19 protein-coding genes and 2 tRNA genes are annotated in these 23337 nt (G+C 66.5%); 8 read left to right on the top strand and 13 right to left on the bottom strand.

Features of this window, described 5'->3' with window-relative positions; translation table 11 throughout:
- Positions 1 to 62 precede the first annotated feature (62 nt).
- A complete protein-coding gene (locus ACLH0K_RS10785; RefSeq protein WP_411373602.1) occupies positions 63 to 890 on the bottom strand; it encodes an alpha/beta fold hydrolase in 828 nt (275 codons plus the stop codon).
- Positions 891 to 953: 63 nt separating this feature from the next.
- On the bottom strand, positions 954 to 2351 hold the full coding sequence (locus tag ACLH0K_RS10780; RefSeq protein ID WP_411373601.1) for an amino acid permease: 1398 nt from the start codon (positions 2349 to 2351) through the stop codon (positions 954 to 956).
- Between the two features lie 224 nt (positions 2352 to 2575).
- Here ACLH0K_RS10780 and ACLH0K_RS10775 point away from each other — a divergent pair, with 224 nt between their 5' ends.
- The 5 genes from ACLH0K_RS10775 to ACLH0K_RS10755 are packed head-to-tail and all read left to right on the top strand — an operon-like array spanning position 2576 to position 8492.
- Positions 2576 to 3286: an NUDIX hydrolase gene (locus tag ACLH0K_RS10775; RefSeq protein ID WP_411373600.1), complete on the top strand. Its 711-nt coding sequence runs from the start codon at positions 2576 to 2578 to the stop codon at positions 3284 to 3286.
- Entirely contained in the window at positions 3283 to 4590 is a 1308-nt protein-coding gene (gene nadA, locus ACLH0K_RS10770) for a quinolinate synthase NadA (RefSeq protein ID WP_411373599.1), read from the top strand. The genes ACLH0K_RS10775 and nadA overlap by 4 nt, the downstream gene beginning before the upstream one ends.
- The gene (gene nadB, locus ACLH0K_RS10765) at positions 4587 to 6419 is read left to right on the top strand and encodes an L-aspartate oxidase (protein ID WP_411373598.1); all 1833 of its coding nucleotides are present in this window, start codon (positions 4587 to 4589) and stop codon (positions 6417 to 6419) included. The genes nadA and nadB overlap by 4 nt, the downstream gene beginning before the upstream one ends.
- Positions 6412 to 7338: a carboxylating nicotinate-nucleotide diphosphorylase gene (gene nadC / locus ACLH0K_RS10760; RefSeq protein ID WP_411373597.1), complete on the top strand. Its 927-nt coding sequence runs from the start codon at positions 6412 to 6414 to the stop codon at positions 7336 to 7338. The genes nadB and nadC overlap by 8 nt, the downstream gene beginning before the upstream one ends.
- Positions 7335 to 8492 (top strand): cysteine desulfurase family protein, encoded by a 1158-nt coding sequence (locus tag ACLH0K_RS10755; protein ID WP_411373596.1) that lies wholly within the window; start codon positions 7335 to 7337, stop codon positions 8490 to 8492. The genes nadC and ACLH0K_RS10755 overlap by 4 nt, the downstream gene beginning before the upstream one ends.
- 45 nt (positions 8493 to 8537) lie before the next feature.
- Here the strand turns inward: ACLH0K_RS10755 and ACLH0K_RS10750 are convergent, their stop codons facing one another.
- A complete protein-coding gene (locus ACLH0K_RS10750; RefSeq protein WP_411373595.1) occupies positions 8538 to 9197 on the bottom strand; it encodes a DUF1684 domain-containing protein in 660 nt (219 codons plus the stop codon).
- Between the two features lie 139 nt (positions 9198 to 9336).
- On the opposite strand from ACLH0K_RS10750, the gene ACLH0K_RS10745 reads away from it, so the two are divergent.
- Together ACLH0K_RS10745 and ACLH0K_RS10740 are read left to right on the top strand one after the other, a co-directional pair.
- On the top strand, positions 9337 to 10134 hold the full coding sequence (locus ACLH0K_RS10745; RefSeq protein WP_411373594.1) for a hypothetical protein: 798 nt from the start codon (positions 9337 to 9339) through the stop codon (positions 10132 to 10134).
- 71 nt (positions 10135 to 10205) lie between these two features.
- Entirely contained in the window at positions 10206 to 11012 is an 807-nt protein-coding gene (locus ACLH0K_RS10740) for a transglutaminase-like domain-containing protein (protein WP_411373593.1), read from the top strand.
- A gap of 17 nt (positions 11013 to 11029) precedes the next feature.
- On the opposite strand, the gene ACLH0K_RS10735 is transcribed toward ACLH0K_RS10740, so the two are convergent.
- The 8 genes from ACLH0K_RS10735 to bcp all read right to left on the bottom strand — a co-directional run bounded on the left by ACLH0K_RS10735 (position 11030) and on the right by bcp (position 21037).
- Positions 11030 to 11491 carry a MarR family winged helix-turn-helix transcriptional regulator gene (locus tag ACLH0K_RS10735; protein ID WP_411373592.1) on the bottom strand — a complete coding sequence of 154 codons (462 nt, stop codon included), beginning with the start codon at positions 11489 to 11491 and terminating at the stop codon, positions 11030 to 11032.
- A complete protein-coding gene (locus ACLH0K_RS10730) occupies positions 11491 to 12600 on the bottom strand; it encodes an LLM class flavin-dependent oxidoreductase (protein WP_411373591.1) in 1110 nt (369 codons plus the stop codon). The genes ACLH0K_RS10735 and ACLH0K_RS10730 overlap by 1 nt, the downstream gene beginning before the upstream one ends.
- A gap of 114 nt (positions 12601 to 12714) precedes the next feature.
- Positions 12715 to 15948 (bottom strand): efflux RND transporter permease subunit, encoded by a 3234-nt coding sequence (locus ACLH0K_RS10725; RefSeq protein ID WP_411373590.1) that lies wholly within the window; start codon positions 15946 to 15948, stop codon positions 12715 to 12717.
- Between the two features lie 70 nt (positions 15949 to 16018).
- Positions 16019 to 17521, bottom strand: coding sequence for a malate:quinone oxidoreductase (locus ACLH0K_RS10720; protein ID WP_411373589.1), 1503 nt, complete (start codon positions 17519 to 17521; stop codon positions 16019 to 16021).
- A gap of 79 nt (positions 17522 to 17600) precedes the next feature.
- Positions 17601 to 19271, bottom strand: coding sequence for an ABC transporter substrate-binding protein (locus ACLH0K_RS10715; RefSeq protein ID WP_411373588.1), 1671 nt, complete (start codon positions 19269 to 19271; stop codon positions 17601 to 17603).
- Between the two features lie 174 nt (positions 19272 to 19445).
- Positions 19446 to 20126 carry a fasciclin domain-containing protein gene (locus ACLH0K_RS10710; RefSeq protein WP_411373587.1) on the bottom strand — a complete coding sequence of 227 codons (681 nt, stop codon included), beginning with the start codon at positions 20124 to 20126 and terminating at the stop codon, positions 19446 to 19448.
- A gap of 255 nt (positions 20127 to 20381) precedes the next feature.
- Positions 20382 to 20463, bottom strand: a tRNA-Leu gene (locus ACLH0K_RS10705).
- A gap of 100 nt (positions 20464 to 20563) precedes the next feature.
- Positions 20564 to 21037 (bottom strand): thioredoxin-dependent thiol peroxidase, encoded by a 474-nt coding sequence (gene bcp / locus ACLH0K_RS10700; protein ID WP_411373586.1) that lies wholly within the window; start codon positions 21035 to 21037, stop codon positions 20564 to 20566.
- A gap of 96 nt (positions 21038 to 21133) precedes the next feature.
- Here bcp and ACLH0K_RS10695 point away from each other — a divergent pair, with 96 nt between their 5' ends.
- Positions 21134 to 21589 carry a MarR family winged helix-turn-helix transcriptional regulator gene (locus tag ACLH0K_RS10695; protein WP_411376465.1) on the top strand — a complete coding sequence of 152 codons (456 nt, stop codon included), beginning with the start codon at positions 21134 to 21136 and terminating at the stop codon, positions 21587 to 21589.
- 193 nt (positions 21590 to 21782) lie between these two features.
- On the opposite strand, the gene ACLH0K_RS10690 is transcribed toward ACLH0K_RS10695, so the two are convergent.
- Positions 21783 to 21858 (bottom strand) — tRNA-Lys (locus ACLH0K_RS10690).
- A gap of 257 nt (positions 21859 to 22115) precedes the next feature.
- Entirely contained in the window at positions 22116 to 23210 is a 1095-nt protein-coding gene (locus ACLH0K_RS10685; RefSeq protein WP_411373585.1) for a hypothetical protein, read from the bottom strand.
- Positions 23211 to 23337 lie beyond the last annotated feature (127 nt).

Here is a 23337-nt window from a genome sequence, read left to right as displayed (position 1 = left end):
CTCCAGGCTTCCTGTGCACCTGGTTTCAGCCTACCGCCACGAGGGCCCTGCCATGTTGGGGGCTAGGCCGCGAGGAAGTCGATTGCCGCCTGCTTGAAGGCCCTGCTGGTCACGGCATTAGTGTGGTTGCGGCCGGGCAGGACAAGCTGCTCGGCAGTTGCTCCGGCTCCCGCTGCGAGCTCGGCGAGCTTGTCAAGGCTGCCGATGCGTTCGTCCTGGTCACCGGCCACCAGGAGCATTGGCACGTGCGGGACGGCTTCGGCGGGGTCATACGGTTCGGCCTTGATGGCCTCCACGAGGGACAGCAGGGCGAAAATGTTGTTGCTGGGCAGCAGCAGGGCCATCTTCAGCAGCCGTGCAGTGGATTCGTCGGCAATCGGCGTGCCGTCGGCCAGGTAGTCCTGGGCGGCGATGAGGTCGAATTCGGCCAGCGGGTCTGCGACGTTGGGCCCGCCCAGGACCAGCCGATGCACGATCTCCGGCTGCGTGGCACCAAACTCCCAGGCAAGCCGGGAGCCCAGGGAATATCCCACAACGTCAAGTCCACTGCCAGGCTCACCCTCCTGCAAGGGGCGCACGCCGGCGTCGAACGCTGCCTGCAGCAGGTCCGCGCGGATCCTGCTGGGGGAGTAGGAATCACGGTCCTCGGGCGCGCCGCTGCGGCCGTGCCCCGGCAGGTCCACCGTGATGACCCGGCGCCCTGCCTGGAGCAGGGACTGGATCCAGCCGGTGTCCTCCCAGTTGAGCTTCGAGGAGGAGGAAAAGCCGTGCAGCAGCAGGACCGGGCGCAGGCCGGCATCGGACCCGGGCTCGTGGACCGCCACGTACAGCTGCGGGTCCGTACCCTCCACGGTGTGCGTCTGCCGTTGGCCGCTGTGCCTGCCGCTCATGTTGTGTGTCCTCATCAAGTACGGCGCCCGGGCGGACCCGGCGCTTGGGTGCCTGGCATCACTCTACCTGCCGGTGCGGTTCCCGGCCGGACCGGGGGCGCGCCGGACAACCCGGGCGGCGACAGCACATGCGGCGGCGATGCCCGCAATCAGCGCGAAGGTGCCGAAGAGCTGAACGCGGCTGCTTTCGGCGCTGAAGCCGACGGCAAAAATCACTCCGAGCAGGGCCAGGCCAACAACAGTGAGTACGGGAAAGCCCTTCATCCGCAGGGGCAGGGGAGTGCCGTCACGGTCCGCCCGGCGGCGCAGGACCAGCTGTGACACCAGTGCGCTGCCCCAGACCACCAGGCATGTGGAGCCCACCAGCTGGAAAAGCGCCGGAAGGATCTTCTCCGGAAAAAGCAGCTCCAGCACCGTGGCGATGAAGCCGAAGGCCACCGACACTCCTACCGCCAGCATGGGCACGCTCGCCCCGCTGAGCCGGGTGAGGAAGCGCGGCGCCTCGCCGCGTCCGGCAAGCGAGTAGACCATGCGGGACGCGCCGTACAGGTTTGCGTTCAGGGCGGACAGGAGCGCGACGACGGCAACCAGGGTGATGGCGGTGGCGGCGCCGGGGATTCCGGCGGCGTCGAGGACGCCCGCGAAGGGTGATGCCAGGGCTTCGGACGTGGCCGGAAGCACCGCGGCGATGACAAAAACGGAACCGATGTAGAAGACCAGGATGCGCCACACCACGGTGCGGATGGCCCTGCCCACGCTGTGCTCCGGGTCTTCGGTTTCGGCAGCGGCCACCGAAACGATCTCTGTCCCGCCGAACGCGAAGATCACCACGAACAGTGCGGCGGCGATGCCGCCGAGGCCCTGGGGAGCAAAGTCGCCAACGATGTTGGCAAGGCCGGGCGACGCGGTATCCGGCAGCAGACCCAGGAGCAGGGCCGCGCCCACCGCCAGGAAGAGGACGATGGCGGCGACCTTCAGGATGGCGAACCAGAACTCGAACTCACCGAAGTTGCGCACCCCGGCCAGGTTGATGCCCGTGAAGACGACCATGAACGCCAGTGCAAGCGCCCAGACCGGAACCACCGGCCACACCGAGAAGAGCAGACCGGCAGCGCCCAGTGCCTCGGCAGCGATCACGACCACCAGCTGCAGCCACCAGAGCCAGCCGATGGTTGCTCCTGCGGTCCTGCCCAGCGCCCTTTCCGCGTACACGGAGAAGGCACCGCTGTTCGGGTTGGCGGCCGCCATCTCGCCCAGGGCCCACATCACCAGGATGATGAGGGTGCCCGCTACGAGATAGGAGATGAGCACCGCAGGGCCGGCAGCCTGGACACCGGCACCGGAACCCAGGAAGAGGCCGGCTCCGATGGCGCTTCCCAGGCCCATCATGGTGAGCTGGCGGGGCTTCATGCTGTGGCCCAGGTGGTCCTGGGCCGGAGCGGGGGCGGACTTCGTTGCCATGCGGAGTAAACCTTCTTGGGGTATCGGTGGGGGTCCTCTTGGGACCACTCGAATTTACCGCCTGACGGCACCTCAGCCGAACCCGGACGGGCGGGGCATGCGGCAGGCGCATACCGCATGTGTGACGGGAAGCATTTCCGATTCGCCGCCACCGGCCCTACAATCAGTTATGGTCATAGTGACCATAACTAAGGCCGTCAGGACAGACCGGAAGGAGGATGGCAATGTACTACGGCTCAGCCAACGTGTCGGAGCGCCGGGCCGCGCCGCCGTCGCTTGCCATTTCCACGGTGATCTTCGCGCTGCGGCCCAGCGAATCGTCCGGCCGTCCCACGCTCTGGCTGCCCCTGGTGCGGCGCATCAGGGAGCCTTTCAAGGGATCATGGGCACTGCTGGGAGGGCCCCTCAGCCACGACGAGTCCCTGCAGGACGCCGCGTCCAGAAACCTGCGGGAGACTACCGGTTTGGCGCCCCGCTACCTCGAGCAGCTGTACGCTTTCGGCGGCCTGCACCGTTCGCCCACCCAGCGGGTGGTCTCCATCGTCTACTGGGCGCTTGTCCAGCCGACGGAAGCGGCGCTTGCCGACGTCTCCGAGAACGTGAAGTGGTTCCGGGCCGACCGTCTCGGGGAACTCGCCTTCGACCACAACGCCATCGTGGACTACGCGCTCTGGCGCCTGCGCAACAAGCTGGCCTACGGCTCGGTGGCCTACCACCTGCTGGGCGAATACTTCACGTTGGCCCAGGTCCGCGAAGTCTATGAGGCCGTGCTGGACCGCGAGCTGGACCCGGCCAACTTCCGCCGCCAGCTCAAGTCCACCCCCGAAATCGAAGAGACGAACGAATTCCTGCAGGGCGGCAAGCACCGCCCGCCCCGCCTTTACCGCTTCACCGGCCGGCCAGGCCTCGATCCAGACAACAGGAGCACACCATGAGCAGCGTCAACACGGCCATCCAGCTGATCACGCGCGAGCAGGCCGAAAAGGGCGCCGCAGCAAGGGGCAGCACCTGCAGCCCCGCCCTGGCCCAAGGGCCGTGGGATTACGATCTCGCCGAGGCGCTCGCCGGGGTACCGGCCTACGGCCCGGGGGCATCCAGCGCCGATGTTGCCCCGGTAACGACGCCGCGCCAGGGCCAGCTGCCGGAGGAATACAAGCGCGCCGGTGATGCCGAACTTTCCGAACGCATCACCGCCGCGAAAGCCGCTTTGGGGGACCGGGCCGTCATCCTGGGCCACTTCTACCAGCGCGACGAGGTGGTCCAGTATGCGGACTTCGTGGGCGACTCCTTCCAGCTCGCCAACGCGGCGCTGACCAGGCCCGAGGCAGAGGCGATCATTTTTTGCGGCGTGCACTTCATGGCCGAAACCGCCGACATCCTCTCTAAGCCGGAGCAGGCCGTGATCCTGCCCAACCTCGCCGCCGGCTGCTCTATGGCGGACATGGCGGACGCGGATTCCGTGGCCGAATGCTGGGAGCAGTTGGACGAAGTCTTCGGCACCGAGCCCGACGCCGACGGCCGGGTTCCGGTCATTCCCGTCACGTACATGAACTCCTCCGCAGCCCTGAAGGCCTTCTGCGGCGAGCACGGCGGCATCGTCTGCACCTCCTCCAACGCCAAGACAGTCCTGGAGTGGGCCTTCAAGCGGGCGCAGCGGGTACTCTTCTTCCCGGACCAGCACCTGGGACGCAACACCGCCAAGGCCCTGGGGGTGCCGCTGGAGCAGATGCCCATGTGGAACCCGCGCAAGGACCTGGGCGGCAACGACGAGCAGGCGTTGCTGGATTCCAGGGTCATCCTGTGGCACGGATTCTGCTCCGTGCACAAGCGGTTCACTGTGGGCCAGATCGAGCAGGCGCGCCGGGACTTCCCGGGCGTCAACGTGATCGTCCACCCCGAATGCCCCATGGAAGTGGTGGACGCCGCCGACTCCGCCGGGTCCACCGACTTCATCAGGAAGGCCATCGCCGCGGCCACCGAACCCACCACGTTCGCCATCGGCACCGAGATCAACATGGTCAACCGGCTGGCCGCCGAATACCCGCAGCACACCATCTTCTGCCTGGACCCGGTGATCTGCCCCTGCTCCACCATGTACCGCATCCACCCCGGTTACCTTGCCTGGGTACTTGAGGAACTGGTGGCCGGACGCGTGGTTAACCGCATCACCGTCGACGACGCCGTGCAGGCCAATGCCCGGACGGCCCTCGAGCGCATGCTCGCAGCCAGGCCGTCATGACACGGAACCTGGCAGCGGCGCCGCAGCCCGCTGCGTTCCCGGATGCCAGGGACGCCGCCGGTACCGCCGCGGGACGCCGGCTGGTCGTCGTCGGAAGCGGCATCGCCGGCCTTTACGCTGCGCTGCTGGCGGCCGATGCCGGTGCCGAGGCAGTCCTGGTGTCCAAGGGCGCGCTGGATGAAAGCAACACCTGGTACGCCCAAGGCGGAATTTCCGCGGTGCTCCCCGCCCCCGCTCCAGGAGACACCGTCGCCGCGCACATCGCAGACACCCTGCGCGCCGGAGCCGGGCACTGCAACATTGCGGCCGTCAAAATGATGTGCACGGAGGCGCGGCAGGACATTGCGGGGCTGCGGCGTTTCGGCGTGGTTTTTGATGCAGGGCACGACGGCGGTCCCGCCCTTGGTCTGGAAGCAGCCCACAGCGCGCCCCGCATCCTGCACGCCGGCGGCGACGCCACCGGCGCAAGGGTGGCAGAAGCGCTGATCCGCGCCGTGCTCGCGGCACAGGCGGAAGGAAAATTGACGGTGCTGACCAACGCCCACGCCACCGCCCTGGTCCGGGAGCGCGGCCGGGTCACCGGCGTGGAGTACCTTCGCGGCGGGCGCGCCGAACGCATCGGCGGCGATGCCGTCCTGCTCGCCACCGGGGGAGCAGGACAACTCTTCGCCCAGACCACCAATCCCGCGGTGGCCACCGCGGACGGCCTGGCGCTCGCCGTCCGCGCCGGCGCGGCCGTGGCAGACCTCGAATTCTTCCAGTTCCACCCCACCTGCTTCGTGGATACCGCCGCAGGGAGCCGCGCGGACCACGCCGGCCCGCTCCTGATTTCGGAGGCGGTCCGCGGCGAAGGGGCAATCCTGGTCGACGCCGGCGGCCGGCGCTTTATGCGCGCCTACCACCCCGACGCCGAACTCGCCCCGCGCGACGTTGTGTCCCGCAGCATCGCCCTTCACCTGGCCAGGCTCGGCGATCCCAACGGCCACGTCTACCTCGACGCCCGGCCCATCGAGGAAGCCCGCGGCACCGGCTTCCTTAAACGGCGGTTCCCCACCCTCACCCGGAAAACCCGCGATGCCGGCATCGACTGGACCCGCGAACCTGTACCCGTCGCGCCGGCCGCCCACTACTGGATGGGCGGAGTTGCCACCGACCTCTCCGGGCGCACCACCGTTCCCGGCCTCTATGCTGCCGGCGAAGTAGCGTGCACCGGGGTCCAAGGGGCGAACCGGCTGGCCAGCAACTCCCTCCTCGAGGGACTCGTCTTCGGCCGGCGCGCTGTTGAAGCTTTTCTTTCTTTTGATGACAACGGGGGCTGGGGCGCGCCTCGCGGCAGCGGTGCTCCGCGTGCTGTCTCGGCCGCTGGCGGCCTCCCCTTGACGCACGCTTCCGCACCCCTGCCGCGACGCGCTGATTCGGCCGTCGCCTTCCCAGCGGATTCAGCAGGCGCGGCGGCGGGGGTTGATTCCTTGGCCGGGAGCGCGCTTGCCAGCTTCGGTGGGGGTGGGGTTGTGGAGCCGTTTTCGCGGGAGGCTCTTCGGCGGCTTATGACTTCGCATGCCGGGGTTCTGCGGTCGCGGGAGCTGCTGGCGGAGGCTGCTGAAACCTTGCACCGGTGGGCCGCCGTCGTGCTTCCTGAAGACTCTGTGCCGCTGGAACGCAACCCTTCCGCGCACGAGGACCGTAACTTGCTGCTTGCTGCGCAGCTGCTGGTGTCCGCTGCACTACGCCGCCGCGACTCACTCGGCGCGCACTATCGCGCAGACGAACCCGCTGAAACCTCCGAGACCATTCCACTGCGCCCGAAAGCGATCCTCCTCCATGACTGAACACTCGGTACTCAACCCGGCCGCGGGCGTCCGCACTGCACCGGACCTCACCCTCCCCGCCGCGCCCGTCCGGGACATCCTGGAGCGCGCCTTCGCGGAGGACGCCCCCGCCGGCGACATCACCTCGCAACTGCTCATACCCGCCGATGCCCGCGCCACCGCGGTCCTGAACGCCCGCGTGCCCGGCGTCCTGAGCGGTGCCACCGTGTTCCGCGACGCCATGCAGCTCGTCGACCCCGCAACCACTGTGGACCTGCTGGCGGCTGACGGAGAAAGGTTCGACGCCGGGACGCACCTCGCCAGGGTCAGCGGAGCGGCGCGCTCCGTCCTCCTCGCCGAACGGGTTGCGCTCAACCTGGTCCAGCGGATGTCCGCCATCGCCACCAAAACCGCCGCGTTCGTCCAGCTCACCGAAGGCACGAAGGCCCGGATCACCGACACCCGCAAGACCACCCCTGGCCTGCGCGTCCTGGAACGGTTCGCCGTGCGCTGCGGCGGCGGCGCAAACCACCGCTACAGCCTCTCGGACGCCGTCCTGGCCAAGGACAACCACCTGGCGGTCATGACCGGCGGGGACCCGGGCAGACTCACCGGCCTCCTGCTCGCAGCCAAGGCACAGCTGGGACACACCACCCACTTCGAAGTGGAAGTGGACCGGATGGACCAGATCGAACCGGTCCTGGCAGCCGGGGTGGACACCATCATGCTCGACAACTTCACGGTGGAAGAGCTCAGGGCCGGGGTAGCCCTGGTGGCGGGCCGGGCACGCGTGGAGGCAAGTGGAAACGTCAGCCTGCAGACCGTGGCGGACATCGCCGCCACGGGCGTGGACGTGATCTCGGTCGGCGCCCTGACGCACACCGTGGCCGCACTGGACCTCGGCCTGGATATCGAGCTGACAGCCGGGTGGGCGCCATGATCTTCCTTGACGCCGCCGCCACCGCCCCAGTCCGCCGCGAGGTCCTTGAAGCCATGTGGCCTTACCTGACCGGGGACTTCGGCAACCCTTCCAGCCACCACCAGCTGGGGGAGCACGCAGCCCGGGCGCTCGCAGGTGCCCGTGCCTCCATGGCTGCAGTGCTTGGCTGCCGGCCGGGAGAGGTGACGTTCACCTCCGGCGGGACGGAAGCGGACAACCTGGCCGTTAAGGGCATTGCCCTGGCCCGGCAGGCGGCCGATCCTGCATTGAACCGCGTGGTGATCAGCGCCGTCGAACATCCCGCGGTGGAGGAATCCGCCCGTTACCTGGAGCGCTTCCACGGGTTCACCGTGGACGTGGTCCCCGTGGACGCCGCGGGACGGGTCACCCCGGAAGCCTTCACGGCAGCCCTCCGTCCGCAAACTGCGGTAGCCAGCATCATGTACGCCAACAACGAGGTGGGCACGGTGCAGCCCGTGGCGGAGCTCGCCGCCCTGGCCCGGGAACACGGTATTCCCTTCCACACAGATGCTGTCCAGGCCGCGGGGTGGCTGCCGTTGGACACCAGGGCGCTGGGCGTCGATGCGCTGAGCATCTCCGGGCACAAGATCGGCGCCCCCAAGGGCTGTGGAGTACTCTACGTCCGGGGCCGTACCCGGGTGGAGCCGGTACTCCACGGCGGCGGCCAGGAACGGGGCAGGCGGTCCGGAACCGAAAACGTTGCCGGGGCCGTTGGCCTGGCAACGGCGCTGACGCTCTCGCAGGCCGGCCGGCAGGACCGGCAGGACCGGGTTACCGCGCTACGGGACCGGTTTATCCACGCTGTGCTGTCCGGCGTGCCCGGCGCGATCCTCACCGGCGACGCCACCGAGCGGCTGCCGTCCGTTGCGTCGTTCTGTTTCCCCGGGACGAGCGGCGAGTCAGTGCTCCTGGAACTGGAACGCCAGGGCGTGGTGTGTTCCAGCGGTTCGGCATGTGCCGCCGGGTCGGATGCGCCCTCGCCCGTGCTGACCGCCCTGGGGATCCCGGCCGACGTGGCGCAGACGGCGGTCCGCTTCAGCTTTGACGCGTCGGTCACCGCAGAGGAACTGGAAACCGCAGCGGCGGCAGTCCGCTCCGCTGTTACCAGCGTGAGATCCCTGGGCGCCGGCTGACACGCTGCCCGGGTGTGGCAGGCCCCCGGGGCAGAAACGGTGTGCCTAGTACAGCTCGCCCACCGGGATGTCCACGGCCAGCCGGTTTGACGGGCCCGGAAGGGGACAGGCCCATGCCTCGTTGTAGGCGCATGACGGGTTGTAGGCGAAGTTGAAGTCCAGCACGAACGTGGCGTCCGGTCCGCTGCCCTGCACGCCATGGAACGCGCCCTTAATGGTGTCCAGCAGGTAGCGGCCGGCGCCGTACGATCCGCCGGGCTGGCCCGAGGTGGCATCACGGAACGGCACGAAGATGCCGCCGCCGTAGCCGCGCAGCTTCCAGACTGCCAGCTGCCCCATCTCCGGCAGGTCGAAGGTGCCAAGCCGGACGAAGCGGACCACGCCGTCGGTCCCGGTTTCCACCGACATCTCACGGCCGGCGCCCTCGCCGGTGATCGGCACGTGGAAACGGTAGATGGGATCGTAGTCAGCGGTCTTCAGCCCTGAAAAGAGCGCCTTGCCTTCGCTGGTCAGTGCGGAGGCGGGGTGGGTCGCGAACATCAGGTCCCGCTGGTGCCGCCAGTAGGAGTGCGCTTCCGCGGGACTTTCAGCCGCAATCTTCCGGACATTCTGGTACAGCGCAAAGGTGCGCAGCCGCCAGTCGGCGATGTCGACAGCGGAAATGTCCGCGGGGTTTTCTTCGGCCGTGCCGTGCTGGTCCGCCATATCCCCCAGCCTAGCCCTCACCGGGTGAAGCGGGTACGACGGCGGCGCGGCGGCGGGTGCCCCGTGTCGCCGTAGGGCCGGGCGTGAAATGCCAGGCGGGTACCGGCTGCTGGAAGGCGCCCGCCCTTAGGCTTGATCCATGCGGAGCAAGGCGAAGGGACCTTTTGGGACGAGTGCCGTGCTGCTCGCGGCCGCCATGCTGGCAGGGTGCTCTTCCCCGCAGGCCAGCGGACCGGCCTGGACCGCGAAACCGGACACAGCCGCAACCGCTGGTTCCGGCCGGAACACGGCGTCACCGGCCGCAAGCGGCGCCTCTGCCACCCCTGCCGCCACCCCTCCGGGTACCCGGGGGCAGGCAACCGCCGCCGCCTGGAAAACGTACTCGGACCCGGCAAAGACAGTGAGCTTCGAGCTGCCGCAGGACTGGATCGCCCAGTCGCTCGCGCCGGACGAAGGCACCTTGCCGGGTGCCCTGAAGATCGAGGTGAAAAAGCCTGACGGCACTTTCGTGGCTGCCCTGCGTACGGGCCTGCCGCCGTCGTCCGGCGACTGCCCTGACGGCTCGCGGCGGCCCTACACGGTGATCAGCAGCCTGCCGGTGGAACTGTCCGCCGGGGGCGGGGAGGGCACAATCCCGCCCCGGATGGTGTTCCGGGTCATCCAGGGCTACAAGTACTTCGGCTCGTACGGCATCACGAACGTGGTGGGCGGTGCGGACAACCAGTCCTGCGAGCTCCGGAACATCGTGCGCGGGCCTGCCGGGGCGGGAGACTGGTCCTTCGGCGATGTGGTCTCGCTGAAAGCATTCGCTCCTGAGGAAAAAGTGGCTCCCGCCAAGGCGTTCGACACCCTGGGCCAGGCAGCGGAGTACGTCCGCGAGAGCCCGGAATTCGCCAACGTCCAGCGGATGCTAATGTCTCTGGAGATCAAGAACTAGCCCCGTTCCCGTCACCCACAGGTGCCGGTGCGGCGGAGGCTTCCCCCGCACCCACACCCCCCCGGAGATCCATGGAACGCTCTGTTTCCGCACGCCTGGCCTTTCGCACCGCAGCCAACACCAAGGTGGCCATGGCCATCGCGGTGGCGAGGAACAGCGGCTACTCCTCCTTCGAGGAAACCCTGTCCGTTACAGCCGGTGGGGAGCAGGTCCCGCTGACCGAAATCTCCGACCACCACGGCGGCCGGTTCCATTACATGGAGTTCGCAGAACCCGCCGAGGTGGAAGTGGAGTACACCGCCACCGTGGCGGGCCGGGGCGAACCGGAAGAGGCAAGCCTGGCGGACCGCATCCGCTATGTCCGTCCCAGCCGGTATGCGGAATCCGACCGGCTGCTGCCCACGGCCTATGCCGAGTTCGACACCCAGTCCGGTGCCGGGCTGCTGCATGCGGTCCGGGACTGGGTCAACAATGAACTGCGCTACCTCAGCGGGTCCTCCCGCGGCACGGACGGTGCAGTGGAGACACTCCTCAGCCGGCGCGGCGTGTGCCGGGACTTCGCCCACCTCGCCATCGCCCTGCTCCGGTCAAAAGATATTCCGGCCCGGCTGGCGGCCGTCTACGCTCCCGGCCTCAATCCCATGGACTTCCATGCGGTGGCCGAAGCCTACGTGGACGGCGCCTGGCACGTCATCGACCCCACGGGGCTGGCCCCGCGGGAGTCGATGTTGCGGATCACCGCAGGCCGGGATTCGTCCGATACCGCCTTCCTCTCCACTATCGGCGGAAGCCTGGTCCTGAACCAGCTCCGGGTCACCGCCGTGGTGGACGGTGATCTCCCGGACGAGGACGCTGGCCGGCTGGTGCAGCTGGGCTGACAGCCGCTCCTGCCCGGCTAGCGTTTGCCCAGCGAGTTGCGCAGCTTGTCAGCCAGCCGCCGCAACTCCTTCTGCTCAGCCGGTGTCAGCGCCGGTCCCACCACCGCGGAGATGTCCCGGACATGCTCGCGGCCGATCTCCTTCTGCAGTTCGCGGCCTTCGTCGGTGAGCTTGAGCAGGATTCCGCGGCCGTCCTCCGGGGCAGGCATGCGGGCCACCAGGCCGCGTTTCTCCAGCCGTTCCACCAGGCGGCTGAGGCTCGACTGGCTCAGGAGGACGTTGTCGTTGAGCTCGTTGAGCCGCAACCAGCCGGACGGACAGCGGGACAGCGTGAACAGGACGTCGTACTCGTTGACCGCGAGCCTCCGGAAAGCCGGGGCGGACTGCAGCTTGCGCATGACCGCCACCTGGGCCCGGAACAGCGACTCCCAGGTCTCCGCCGCGAGGCGGACGGGTGATTCGGTTCCTCCGGCAGCCATTACGCCTCCACGGTGGTCTTCTCGGCGTCCTTCGCGGCGAGCTGTGCGGCCACGCGGGCTGCGTGCGTCGGCGGTGCCGGGACGTGCGCGGGCTTGCGGGCGGCGTACTCCTTGCGCAGGACGGGCAGGACTTCCTCGCCGAAGAGGTCAAGCTGTTCCAGCACGGTCTTCAGCGGCAGCCCGGCATGGTCGATCAGGAACAGCTGGCGCTGGTAGTCGCCGAAGTGCTCACGGAACGTGAGCGTCTTCTCAATGACCTCCTGCGGGCTGCCGACGGTCAGCGGCGTCTGCGCGGTGAAGTCCTCCAGCGACGGCCCGTGTCCGTACACGGGGGCGTTGTCGAAGTAGGGCCGGAACTCCTTCACGGCATCCTGGGAGTTCTTCCGCATGAAGAACTGGCCGCCCAGGCCCACGATCGCCTGGTCCGCCTTGCCGTGCCCGTAGTGCTCGTAGCGTTCACGGTAGAGGCCGATGAGCTGCTGGTAGTGCTCTTTGGGCCAGAAGATGTTGTTGGCGAAGAAGCCGTCGCCGTAGTACGCGGCCACCTCCGCGATCTGGGGGGTTCGGATGGAGCCGTGCCAGACGAAGGGGGCGACGCCGTCGAGCGGCCGCGGCGTGGAGGTGAAATTCTGCAGCGGGGTGCGGAACTTGCCGGACCAGTTCACGGTGTCCTCGTCCCACAGCCGGCGCAGCAGGCTGTAGTTCTCGATGGCCAGTTCCACGCCGTCCTGGATGTTCTTGCCAAACCAGGGGTAGACAGGGGCGGTGTTGCCGCGGCCCAGCACCAGGTCCACGCGTCCGTCCGCGAGGTGCTGAAGCATGGCGAAGTCCTCCGCGATCTTTACGGGATCATTCGTGGTGATCAGCGTGGTGGCGGTAGAGAGGATGATCCGCTCGGTCTGGGCAGCGATGTAGGCGAGGGTGGTGGTGGGGGAGGAGGAGAAGAAGGGCCGGTTGTGGTGCTCGCCCAGGGCGTAGACATCCATCCCGATCTCTTCGACCTTCTTGGCAATGGCCACGGAGGCCTTGATGCGCTCGTTTTCGGTGGGAGTGCGGCCCGTGGTGGGGTCCGTGGTGATGTCGCTGACGCTGAAAACACCGATCTGCATGATGTGCCCTTCCGTTGCTGGACTTGCTGGCTTGGTTCAAGTATAAACCAATTTAGATGCATTTGCATCTATCGCCGGGTACAACGCGGCACAGCCCGAATTATTCCGATGTTGCTACTCCGGGCTTCCCGGTGCGGCGCGCCTGCCGCTGACCTTCGGAACCATGCCGGTGGTCCAGTCGCGGAACTCCTCATCCACGTCCGCCCCGGCACCGAATTCGGGCCGTTCCTGAAGTTCCCGGAGCAGCGCCTTCTTCTCCCGCCGGCCCTCCACCAGCCGGTACAGCACGGGAACCAGGACCAGGGTGAGGGCAGTGGAGGAAACCAATCCGCCGATAACCACCACTGCCAGCGGCTGCGAAATAAAGCCACCGCCGCCGGTGAGCCCCAGCGCCATGGGAGTCAGCGCAAAAACGGTGGCCAGCGCCGTCATCAGGATGGGACGCAGGCGCTGCCTGGCCCCGTGCGTGATGGCATCCTCGACATTCATGCCGGGACGGCCGCCGCGCGGTTGCCGGTACTGGTTGATGAGGTCGATGAGCACAATCGCGTTGGTGACCACGATTCCCACCAACATGAGCATGCCGATCAGGGACGGGAGCCCCAGCGGGACACCGGTCACCAGCAGGAGTGCGACGGCACCCGTGGCCGCAAAGGGAACGGACACCAGAAGGATGAGCGGCTGGACCAGGGATTTGAAGGTGGCCACCATGATGACGTAGACAATGGCGATGGCCGCCAACAGCGCCAGGCCCAGCTGGCGGAAGGACTCCGCCTGTTGCGTGGTGGCGCCGCCAATTTCCGCGGTCACTCCGGGCGGCAGCTGCACGTCGGCGAGCCGCTTCTGCACCTCTGCGCTCACGGCACCCAGGTTGGAGCCCGACGGCGTCACGGACACCCGGGCGGTGCGCTGGCCGTTGCTTGCGGTGATGGAGACGGGCACGTCCACCTGCTCCACGGTTGCGATGCCGGCCAGAGTCACGGGGCCGCCGGCTGCGGGCAGCGGAATGTTCCGGACGGCATCAACGCTGGTGAATTTCGTTCCCTCGCCGATTTGCACCGGGAAATCGTCGGTATCGATCCGAACCTCGCCTGCGGGGATCGGGCTGATGGTGGACGCCAGGACGGCGGCAACCTGTTCCTCGTTCAGGCCGGCCGCCACGGCCTTGGCCCTGTCCACCTTCACCTGCACCACCGGCTGGGTTGCGGCCAGGTTGGTTTCCACCTCGCTGCTGCCGGGCACCCCGGTCATGGCTTCCACCATGGTGTCGCTGGCTGCCTGAAGGTCGGCCGTGGTGGCCGCCTTGAGCGTGATGTCCACCGTGGAGGACGTCCCGAATCCGCCCTGCTGCGTGCCGACCGAGATCTTGCCGGAATCCGGAACTTTGGCCAGTTCGGACCGGACCGTGTCCTGCAGCTGCACCTGGTCCGCCTTTTCGTCCGTCACCACGGTGAAGGTCGAGTTCGAGGAGCCGGTGGACACCAATGCGGCGAAACCGGCCCGGGCGTTTCCGGACGTCACCTGGACGTCCCGGATGCCGTCGATGCCGCGGAGCACCTCCTCCAGGCGGACCGCCGCGGCGCTCGTGTCGGCCAGCGAGGTGCCTGCCGGCAGCACCTGGCGGACAGTCAGGCTGTTCTGCCCCGAGTTGCCCAGCAGGTTAGTTGCCAGGAGCGGTGCCATGGCTGCCGTGGCGCCGAGTACCAGCACCGCGGCCACCAGCGTGATGTCAGGATGCTTCTGGGTTTTGGTGAGGATAGGGAGGTAACCGCGTTGCAGCCTGCTGCGCTGTTCGGCCTCCTGCGCCTTCGCCCGTGCTTCGGCAGCGAAGGCACGCGCTGCCGGCGACTCGGCACGCAGTCCTTCCGCCGCGCCGCCGGGAGTGCGCAGGAACCAGTAGGCGAGGACCGGAACGATGGTCAGGGAAACGAGCAGCGAGGCCAGCAGGGCCATTGTCACCGTGAGGGCGAAGGGCCGGAACAGTTCTCCGGCGAGTTCGCCGACGAAAGCGATGGGAAGGAATACGGCCACCGTGGTCAGTGTCGACGCCGTGATGGCACCGGCCACTTCCCTGATGGCCGTCAGGATGGCTGTGACTTTCTCCTCGCCGTAGGTGAGGTGCCGCTTGATGTTCTCGATGACCACGATCGAGTCGTCCACCACCCGGCCGATGGCGATGGTCAGCGCGCCGAGGGTCAGGATGTTCAAGGAATAGCCGGTGGCGGACAGCCCGATGAAGGTGATCAGCAGGGACAGCGGGATGGAGACGGCGGTTACCAGGGTGGACCGGGCGGACATCAGGAAGACCAGGATGACGGCGACGGCGAAGCCGAGCCCCAGCAGGCCCTCGGTGGTGAGGTCCTTGATGGATTTCTCAATGAAGGGAGCCTGGTCGAAGACCGGGGTGAACGTTGCATTGGAGCCCAGTTCGGCTTCCAGGTCGTCCAGCATGTCCCGCACCGCGTGGGAGATGGCCACCGTGTCGCCTTCCGGCTTCTTGGTGACGGAAACGGCCAGTGTTTCCGCTCCGTTGGTGCGCGTGATCGACGTGCGTTCATCGTCCTGGATGGACACGTCGGCCACCGATCCGATGGTAGCGGCATCCCTGGCGCCGGAGAGCGGCAGGGCCTTGATGGCGTCGAGCGAATCCACCGGGCTGCCGATCTGCAGTGACAGCGTCCTGCCCTGGTCCTCCAGCGTTCCGGCCGGCACCAGCGCGCCGTTGTTGGCGAGTGCGTCCCGGATGGAAGGGATGGTGGCACCCGCCGCGGCCATGGCATCCGCGCGGGGAAGGATTTCGATGTGCTGGGTGGCGCCCCCGGTGACGTCGGCGCCCCGGACGCCGTCGATCTTCTGCAGCCGCGGAACAGTCAGCCGCTGGAGGTCGGCATTGAGCTCGCTCAGCGGTTTATCCGAGGACACTGCCAGGAAGACGATGGGGAAATCGCTGATGCTGCCTGCGATGGCCTGCGGCTGGACGTCCTCGGGCAGGGTCCGCTTGGCGTTGGAGATCGCCCTGTCAATCTGGGCCCGCGCCCGGTCCAGGTTGGAACCATAGGTGAACACCATGGTGATCTGGGAAACTCCGCTGCGGGACGTGGCGGAGGTGGACTCCAGCCCCTCCACGCCGTTGAGCGCCGTCTCCAGGGGACCGCTCACCTGCTTGTCCACCACCTCCGGAGAGGCCCCCGGCATGGCGGTCAGCACCGTGATTTGGGGAAACTCGATCGAGGGAATGAGTTCCTGTTTCAGCGATGACATGGTGATCACGCCGAACACCGAAGCGAAGACGGTGATCAGCGCGATCAGTGCCCGGTTTGCCAGTGACAGGTGGGCCAGCCGGGACATCGCATGAGCTCCTCGAGGTTGGGGAACCGGTGGGGTCCCGTGGGGTGCCGGCTGCCAACCCCGGGCAGCGTCAGCGGGTGGCGGAAACGGTCTCCAGCTGGAGGGACCTGGCAGTTGCCTGCTCAATCTCCACGGCGAGGTCCGGATTTTCGTCCAGCTTCACGCCGTAGCCGGGCATCATGTCCTTGAGCTTCGACTGCCAGCCCTTGAAGTTCTTGGGGAACGTCTTCTGCAGCAGTTCGATCATGATGGGGACAGCGGTCGAAGCTCCGGGCGATGCACCAAGGAGCGCACCGATGGAGCCGTCACGGCCGGCAATCACTTCAGTTCCGAACTGCAGGATGCCGCCCTTCTGCGGATCTTTCTTGATGATCTGTACACGCTGCCCGGCCGTGATCAGTTCCCAGTCCCCGCCCTTGGCCTCCGGGTAGTACTCGCGCAAGGCCTCGACCTTCTGGTCGTGCTTCTTGGCCACCTCTTTAACGAGGTAGGCGGTGAGGTCCATGTTGTCCTTGGCCACGGCAAGCATCGGAATGATGTTGCTTGGGCGGATGGACAGCGGCAGGTCCAGGTAGGAGCCGTTCTTGAGGAAGTTGGTGGAGAAACCGGCGTAAGGGCCGAAAAGCAGCGACCGCTTGCCGTTGACGTACCGGGTGTCGAGGTGCGGCACGGACATGGGCGGGGCGCCTACGGACGCCTGCCCATAGACCTTCGCGCTGTGCTGGGCGGCAATGGTTTCGTCCGTGCAGCGGAAGAACTGGCCCGAGACCGGGAAACCGCCGTAGCCCTTGCTTTCCGGAATCCCGGAGGCCTGCAGGAGGTGGAGCGCGCCGCCGCCCGCGCCAACAAAGACGAACTTGGCATGGATTTTGCCGTGTTCCCCGGACTTGGGGTACTTCAGCGAAAGGTCCCAACCGCCGTCGGACGCGCGTGAGATGCCGGTGACCTCGTGGCCGTAGTTGATTTCGACGCCGTTGTTCCCCAGATACGTGGTCAGTTTGCGGGTGAGTGCGCCGAAGTCCACGTCAGTGCCCTCGGCGGCGCGGGTGGCTGCGACGCGCTGCTGCGGGTCCCGGCCTTTGATGATCAGGGGAGCCCACTTGGCGATCTGGCCATGGTCCTCGGAGTATTCCATGCTGCGGAACAAGGTGTGCTGCTTCAGCGCCTCGTACCGTGTCCTCAGGAAGCGCGTGTGGTCCTCGCCGATCACAAAGCTCATGTGCGGCACAGTGTTGATGAAACCCTTGGGCGAACCGATCAGGTTCCGGTCCACCAGGTGCGCCCAGAACTGCCGGGAAAGCTGGAACTGTTCATTGATGAGCAGCGCCTTTGCGGGGTTCACCGAGCCGTCTTTGGCTGCAGGGGAGTAGTTGAGTTCGCAGAGCGCGGCATGGCCGGTGCCGGCGTTGTTCCAGGGGTCGGAACTTTCCAGGCCCGGCTGGTCCAGCCGCTCAAACAGGGAGATCGTCCAGTTCGGCTCCAGCTGCTTGAGAAATGCCCCCAGCGTGGCGCTCATGATGCCGCCGCCAATCAGGACAACGTCGGCATGTGGGGTCTTGGAAATGAAGGTCACGATCAGTCTCCGATTGCAGCGGCTCTGGCTGTCACAGAATATCCCCGCGCGGCCCGCATACTGAAATTGGATCAGCCCGTCAAGGCTTTAGTTGCACCTTCGTAAAAACTTCATTTAAGACCGGCGACGCGGGGTAGCTGAGCACCCGGTCCGACAACGCCAGGGCGGAAATGGGAAAGGCGATGGGAACGGCCGGTATGGTGGCCGCAATCTGCGCGTTGATGGTGTGATATTGATCATCGCGCTCCTGGCCTTCCGGCAGCCCGCGGGCGCGGTTGATCTTGGAAAAGATTTGCGGATCCTGGTACCCGAACTCGCCGTTCTTCTCGCCGAAGAGGGGGCCCACGAAGTTGTCCGCGTCGGAGTACGAGCCGTTCCACCCGAGCAGGTGGAGGGCGTGGTCGCCGGGCGACTGGACCTTCTGGAGGTAGCCCTCGGACCACTCCACGGGCACCGGCCTGATATTGAACCCGGCGGCAGTCAATTGGCGGCTGATCTCGGCGTAGACCTTCTCGGGAGTCGGGAGGTAGGGACGGGTGACGTTCAGGGGGTAGTAGAACTTCAGTTCCTCGCCCGCGTAACCGGCCTCCCTGAGGTACGCCTTCGCCCTCCCAAGGTCATGGCCCAGCTCCGGCGCGTCATTGTTGAAGCCGCTGATTTTCGGCGGAACAAACTGCGTGGCCCTTGCAGTGTTGTCGATGAAGAATTTCCGGATCAGGGTTTCCTTGTCGATGGCCGACTCCAGGGCCTGGCGGACTTTGAGGTTCTGCAGCACCGGAATGTCCTGGTTGATGCCCACGTACATCACGGAGAACGGATCCCGCTGGACAATCTGCTTTCCGCGCTTCACGAGCTGGTCGAAATTGCCTACGGTCACGGCGTCGTAGCCGTCGATTTTGCCGTCGAGCAGGGCCTGGAGCCGGGTCTGCGGGTGGTTGTACGCCAGGAAATTGATCGTGGCGATCTGGCCGCGGTCGCCCCAGTAGGCCGGGTTGCTGACCAGGGTGACGCTTTCCGCGTCCCACGAAGCGAGGCGGTAGGGTCCGGTGCCCACCGGGTTGGTGCCAAAGACGGACAAGGGGGGCCCGCCGCGGGTCTGGTCAAGGACGTCCGCAGTCCCGGCTGCCAGGGCTGCCGGTGAGGCGATGGCGAAGGCGGGCAGGGTCAGGGCCTGGAGGAAGGCCGTGAACCGCTGGGTCAGGTCGATCCGTACGGTGTCTTCGGAAACAGCGGTGCAGCTCTTGAAGATGGACAGTTCCAATTCATCGGAATGCGCCTTGAAGACGCCCTTGAACGAGCTGCCCGGAGCCTGGCGGCGAAGGTCGGGTGAAAAAGCGAACCAGCGGTTGAAGTTGACGCAGACGGCGTCCGCATTGAACGGTGTGCCGTCCTGGAAGGTGACGCCTTTGCGGAGCTTGAACGTGTACGAGCGGCCTTCATTGGCCTCGCTCCACTCGGTGGCCAGCAGCGGGGTGGGCTTGCCGGTGGTCTGGTCGACGCCGACCAGTCCTTCGAGGATCTGGCGGGTGATACGCTGCGACTCCACATCGCTGGACAGCGCCGGGTCCAGCCCCAGCGGCTGGGCGGCAGTGCCGAAATTGAAGGTGGCAGTGGGTTCGGCCGGAGTGGTGGCGCTCGGCGAGCCAGGGGAGGGCGCAGGCGATGGTGCGGCCGTGCACGAGGTTGCCCCCAGCGCCAGGAAAACGGCGCCGGCCCTCAGGACCGTCCGCCGTGATGGACTGCTGGGCACTCGTGGATCACCTCTGGATGTTGCCGGCTCCGCCGCTTGCGGGCCGGGCCCCAGTCTAGTGGAACTCCCTGAGCAGTCCCCAGCATGTATTGCTATTTGCAAAAGGTAAGCCGGGGGTCGTTCCTGCGGAACCACCCCCGGCTTACCTGCGGACCAAAAGGCCTGCAGGTGCTGCTACATAGGCATCAGCACAGAGTCGATCAGGTAGACGGTGGCATTCTTGGTCTGAACGCCGCCGCAAATCACGCTGGCATCGTTCACTTTGAGTGCGTCGCCGCTGCCGGTGACGGTCACTGAGCCGCCCTGGACGGTTGCATGGGTGCCGGCAATCTTGTCAGGGGTGATCTGGCCGGGAACAACGTGGTAGGTCAGGATTTTGCTCAGCAGGGCGTCGTCCGTCTTCAGGGTCTCGATGGTGGCGGCGTCGATCTTTGCAAAGGCATCATCCACCGGGGCGAAGACTGTGAACTCGCCGCCGTTCAAGGTGTCAACCAGGTCAACCTTCGGGTTGAGCTTGCCGGAGACAGCAGAAGTAAGGGTGGTCAGGATCGGGTTGTTGGAGGCGGCGACGGCCACGGGATCGAGGGCCATGCCTTCGACGGATCCGGCGCCGGTGGGAACCTGCTCGGCATAAGCGGCACAACCGGGGCCCACCAGGTTTGCAGCCGGGTCCATCGCGGCGGCGGACGTGGTGGCCGACGGGGACGGAGCCGCGCTGGAGGCTGCGGCCGAGGGCGAGTCGACGGGGGCGGATGCGCCCGACGTTGTGCCGGATCCGCCACAGGCGGTCAGGCTCAGCAGAGCGGCAGCTGCGACGCCTGCGACGGTGAAAGTTGTGCGCTTGATTGTCTGCATCTGATTTCTCCTTGGATTGCGGTATGCCTGCCGCTAACTGCTGTCCGCGGCTTTTGCGGCTTTTCTTTCGGTGGGCACCTGCCCTTGGCTGGTGTCTCACTTGCTATTCGGGCGGTGCGCACAGCCGGATGGGTGGAAGAGCGGCTTTTTTTGCAGGAGGACGAATTTGTTGCGGTTTCGTGGCACCCGCTGCGGCCGCAGGACGCCGGAAACACGAAGATCCCCCGGTACTGGACCGGGGGATCTTCGTGATTGTGCGCAAGGGGGGACTTGAACCCCCACGCCCGAAGGCACAGGAACCTAAATCCTGCGTGTCTGCCAATTTCACCACTCGCGCAGGGCTGCCTGCCGCAGTAACGCATCAAAGAGTACGACGGCGGATGCCAGTCCCATTGTAGCGTCGCCGCCGGAGCGGCTGGCGCCGGGACGCGGATGCGTCAGGCGTCCAGCTTCAAATCACGGCGCAGTTTGGCCACATGTCCGGTGGCGCGGACGTTGTACTGGGCCAGCGACACCTTCCCGTCCGGGCCCACGACGACAGTGGAGCGGATGAGGCCTTCGTAGGTCTTGCCGTAGTTCTTCTTTTCGCCCCACGCGCCGTACGCCTCCGCAACCTCATGGTCTTCATCAGACAGGAGGGGAAAGCTTAGGCTTTCCTTTTCGGCGAACTTTGCGAGTTTTGCAACAGGATCAGGGGAAATTCCAAGCACGTCAAAACCGGCAGACTGCAGCGAAGCGAGGTTGTCCCGGAAGTCGCAGGCCTGCTTGGTGCAGCCGGGGGTGGAGGCGGCCGGATAGAAATAGACGATGGTGCGGCGGCCATTTCCGGGGGAGAGGCTGATGTCCTTGCCAGTCGAGTCCTTGAGCGTGAACGCGGGTGCTGTGTCACCGGTAACGAGTCTGTCAGCCAATGTTTTTCTCCTTGTCGCAGGCGGGACACAACAGCCTAGTAAGGGTGAAGAAGCAGTGCTAATCGGCACTTGGCTATACTTGCTGCTATGCCTGATATGGAGCACTGGCCCACGGGGCGCCTTTTGTCCACAGCTGCGCGCCTCGTAGAACACTCATGGAACGAAAAACTTGGCGCCATCGGTTTGACCCATGCCGGCGTGATCGCCATCGAGGTCCTCGATGCACAGGGTCCGATGACCCAGGCACAGCTTGCCCAGTACGTGCGCGTGCAGGCCCAGACTATGGGCAAAACCCTCAGCCGGCTTGAGGCGCACGGGCACATTGCGCGCGTGCGCAGTACCTCGGACCGCAGGAGCCACGTGGTCTCCCTGACCGAACGGGGGAAGGAAGCCGTAGCTGCCGCCGTTGAGATGGAGCGTGCCGTCCTGGCGTCCGCTTCCATCGACCCCGAGGTCCTGCGGCAGGAACTCAAGGCAGTGGTGCGGGAGCTCGCGAGCCAGTTCGCCACGACGCCCGGCGAGGCTGCGGCTTTGGTAAAGAATTCCCCTTAACTCCTGCTTCGCCGATCCGGATGCGCCTGGCGTGGCTGCAACTTTTCCAGTTGCGGTCACGCCTTTTTGTTGCCCTTTGGTGGTCATCCCTGTTCCATGCGGCCAAAGGCGTACTCAGGGCGTATGCAATTATTCGGTTAAAACAGAAACAGCCTCCGGTTTGTGTTTCCACAAACCGGAGGCTGTTTTGCTTTGGTGCACCCCCCGGGACTTGAACCCGGAACCCATTGATTAAGAGTCAATTGCTCTGCCAATTGAGCTAGAGGTGCATCTTTTGTGTTTCGATCATCAGGGCTTTTCTTTCCCCGTTGACCTCCGCAACGACATGAAACTCTACACGAACTTTTGGTGCATGTGAAATCGGGCGGTACCGGCCGGGGTGGCTCGCCTTTCCCCTGGCAGAAACAGCGGAAATACAGGGATTTTCAGGCCTTCCCCGCCCTCGGGACCCCGCCCGCAGGGGCGGGCCGGGGCCCCGAAGCGGGCTGCACAACGATGTGAATTGGGGCACAGGTCCGGGGTGCGGCTAGAGGCGCCTCCGCCGCGGGGCGCGGAAGCCGGCAGCTTCGGCGTGGGCCGCCGACTCAAACCAGACATCTGCGCGCGTCTGCCCGTAGTCCGGGTGCCCTTCCTCGTAATAGACCATTGCGCCCGCATCGCCTTTGACGCCGTAGCCGGCTGGGCCGCTGCCGTCCGCAGCGGGCGGGGCGGAGCCCATGCCATACGGCTCCTGCGCGGCAAGATGGCTGCCAGGTTCCGGCGCCAGGCCATCCGCCCCCGATGCACCCCCTGGCCGGTCCTGCTCTGTGTGGTCGGCACCTTCCTCCACCAGTGCGGAGGACTGGGTGCGGTCGTGCAATTCCGCGGCGGCAACGCCGGCCGGAACCGCCGGGCCGCCGGCAGTGCCTTGGGAGGCAGCCCCGGACGGCGCAGCTTCCCCAACCGGCGCCCCGGAAGCGGAGTGCCCAGCCGCGGAGGTTCCCTTGGCAGTAATGGGAGTGCCGTCGTCGTTCGCATCTTCCAGTGCTGCGGTCTCGGCGCCCGGGAGGGTGGGTGCGTGGGCCCCGGTGTACTCGGGATGATGAGCCGGCCGGTTGTCGCCGCTCTGCGGTTGCTGTTGCTTGGCCGCTGCTTCGGGCGCAACGGGTGTTGCCGGCGCGTGATTCGTTGTCCCGACGGGTACTCCGCCGCCCGCTTCGGACCACTGGGTTTCCCATCCGGCCTGGTCCTGCTGCCGGCGCTCGTCGTGTGAACCTTCCCCTGCCGTGCCCCTGGTGCCCCCGGCAGCGTGGCCGGCCATCCCGGCCACTGCCGTTGCGCCCGAGCCCTTACGCTCCTGGCCGGAGGCGCCGGTGGAAGCGGAAGCCTCCGCGGGTTCCTCAGCCGTGGTGGGTGCCGGCGGCTCCGCCGGGCGGCCAAAACCGGCAGCGCCGGAAATGCCCGCGGTTGCCGCTGTATCGGCAGAGGCGTCGGCGCTGCCCGGGGACAGCGCTCCGTCAGCGCGCGCAGCATCCGCAGGCTTCGTCTCCGGCCGTGCTCCCGAAGAGCTGTTCCGGTTCAACAGCCACCAAATAATTCCCACGACGACGATGATCAGAATGACCCAGAAAACTGTGTCCACGGCAAACCCTTTCAGTCAGGATGGCAAGGCGTCCTGACCCCGACGCTACGTGCGGCGCCCTAAGCTGTCCAGACTTTGTGTCCCATGGACGGACAATCGCGGCAGCGCGAGTGGTGCCCGGCACGGT

Origin of the sequence: Arthrobacter sp. MPF02 (assembly GCF_046605375.1) — a bacterium.
Lineage (GTDB): Bacteria > Actinomycetota > Actinomycetes > Actinomycetales > Micrococcaceae > Arthrobacter.
Note: the sequence above shows the minus strand (reverse complement) of the source record. Positions and strands in the feature narration are given on the sequence as shown.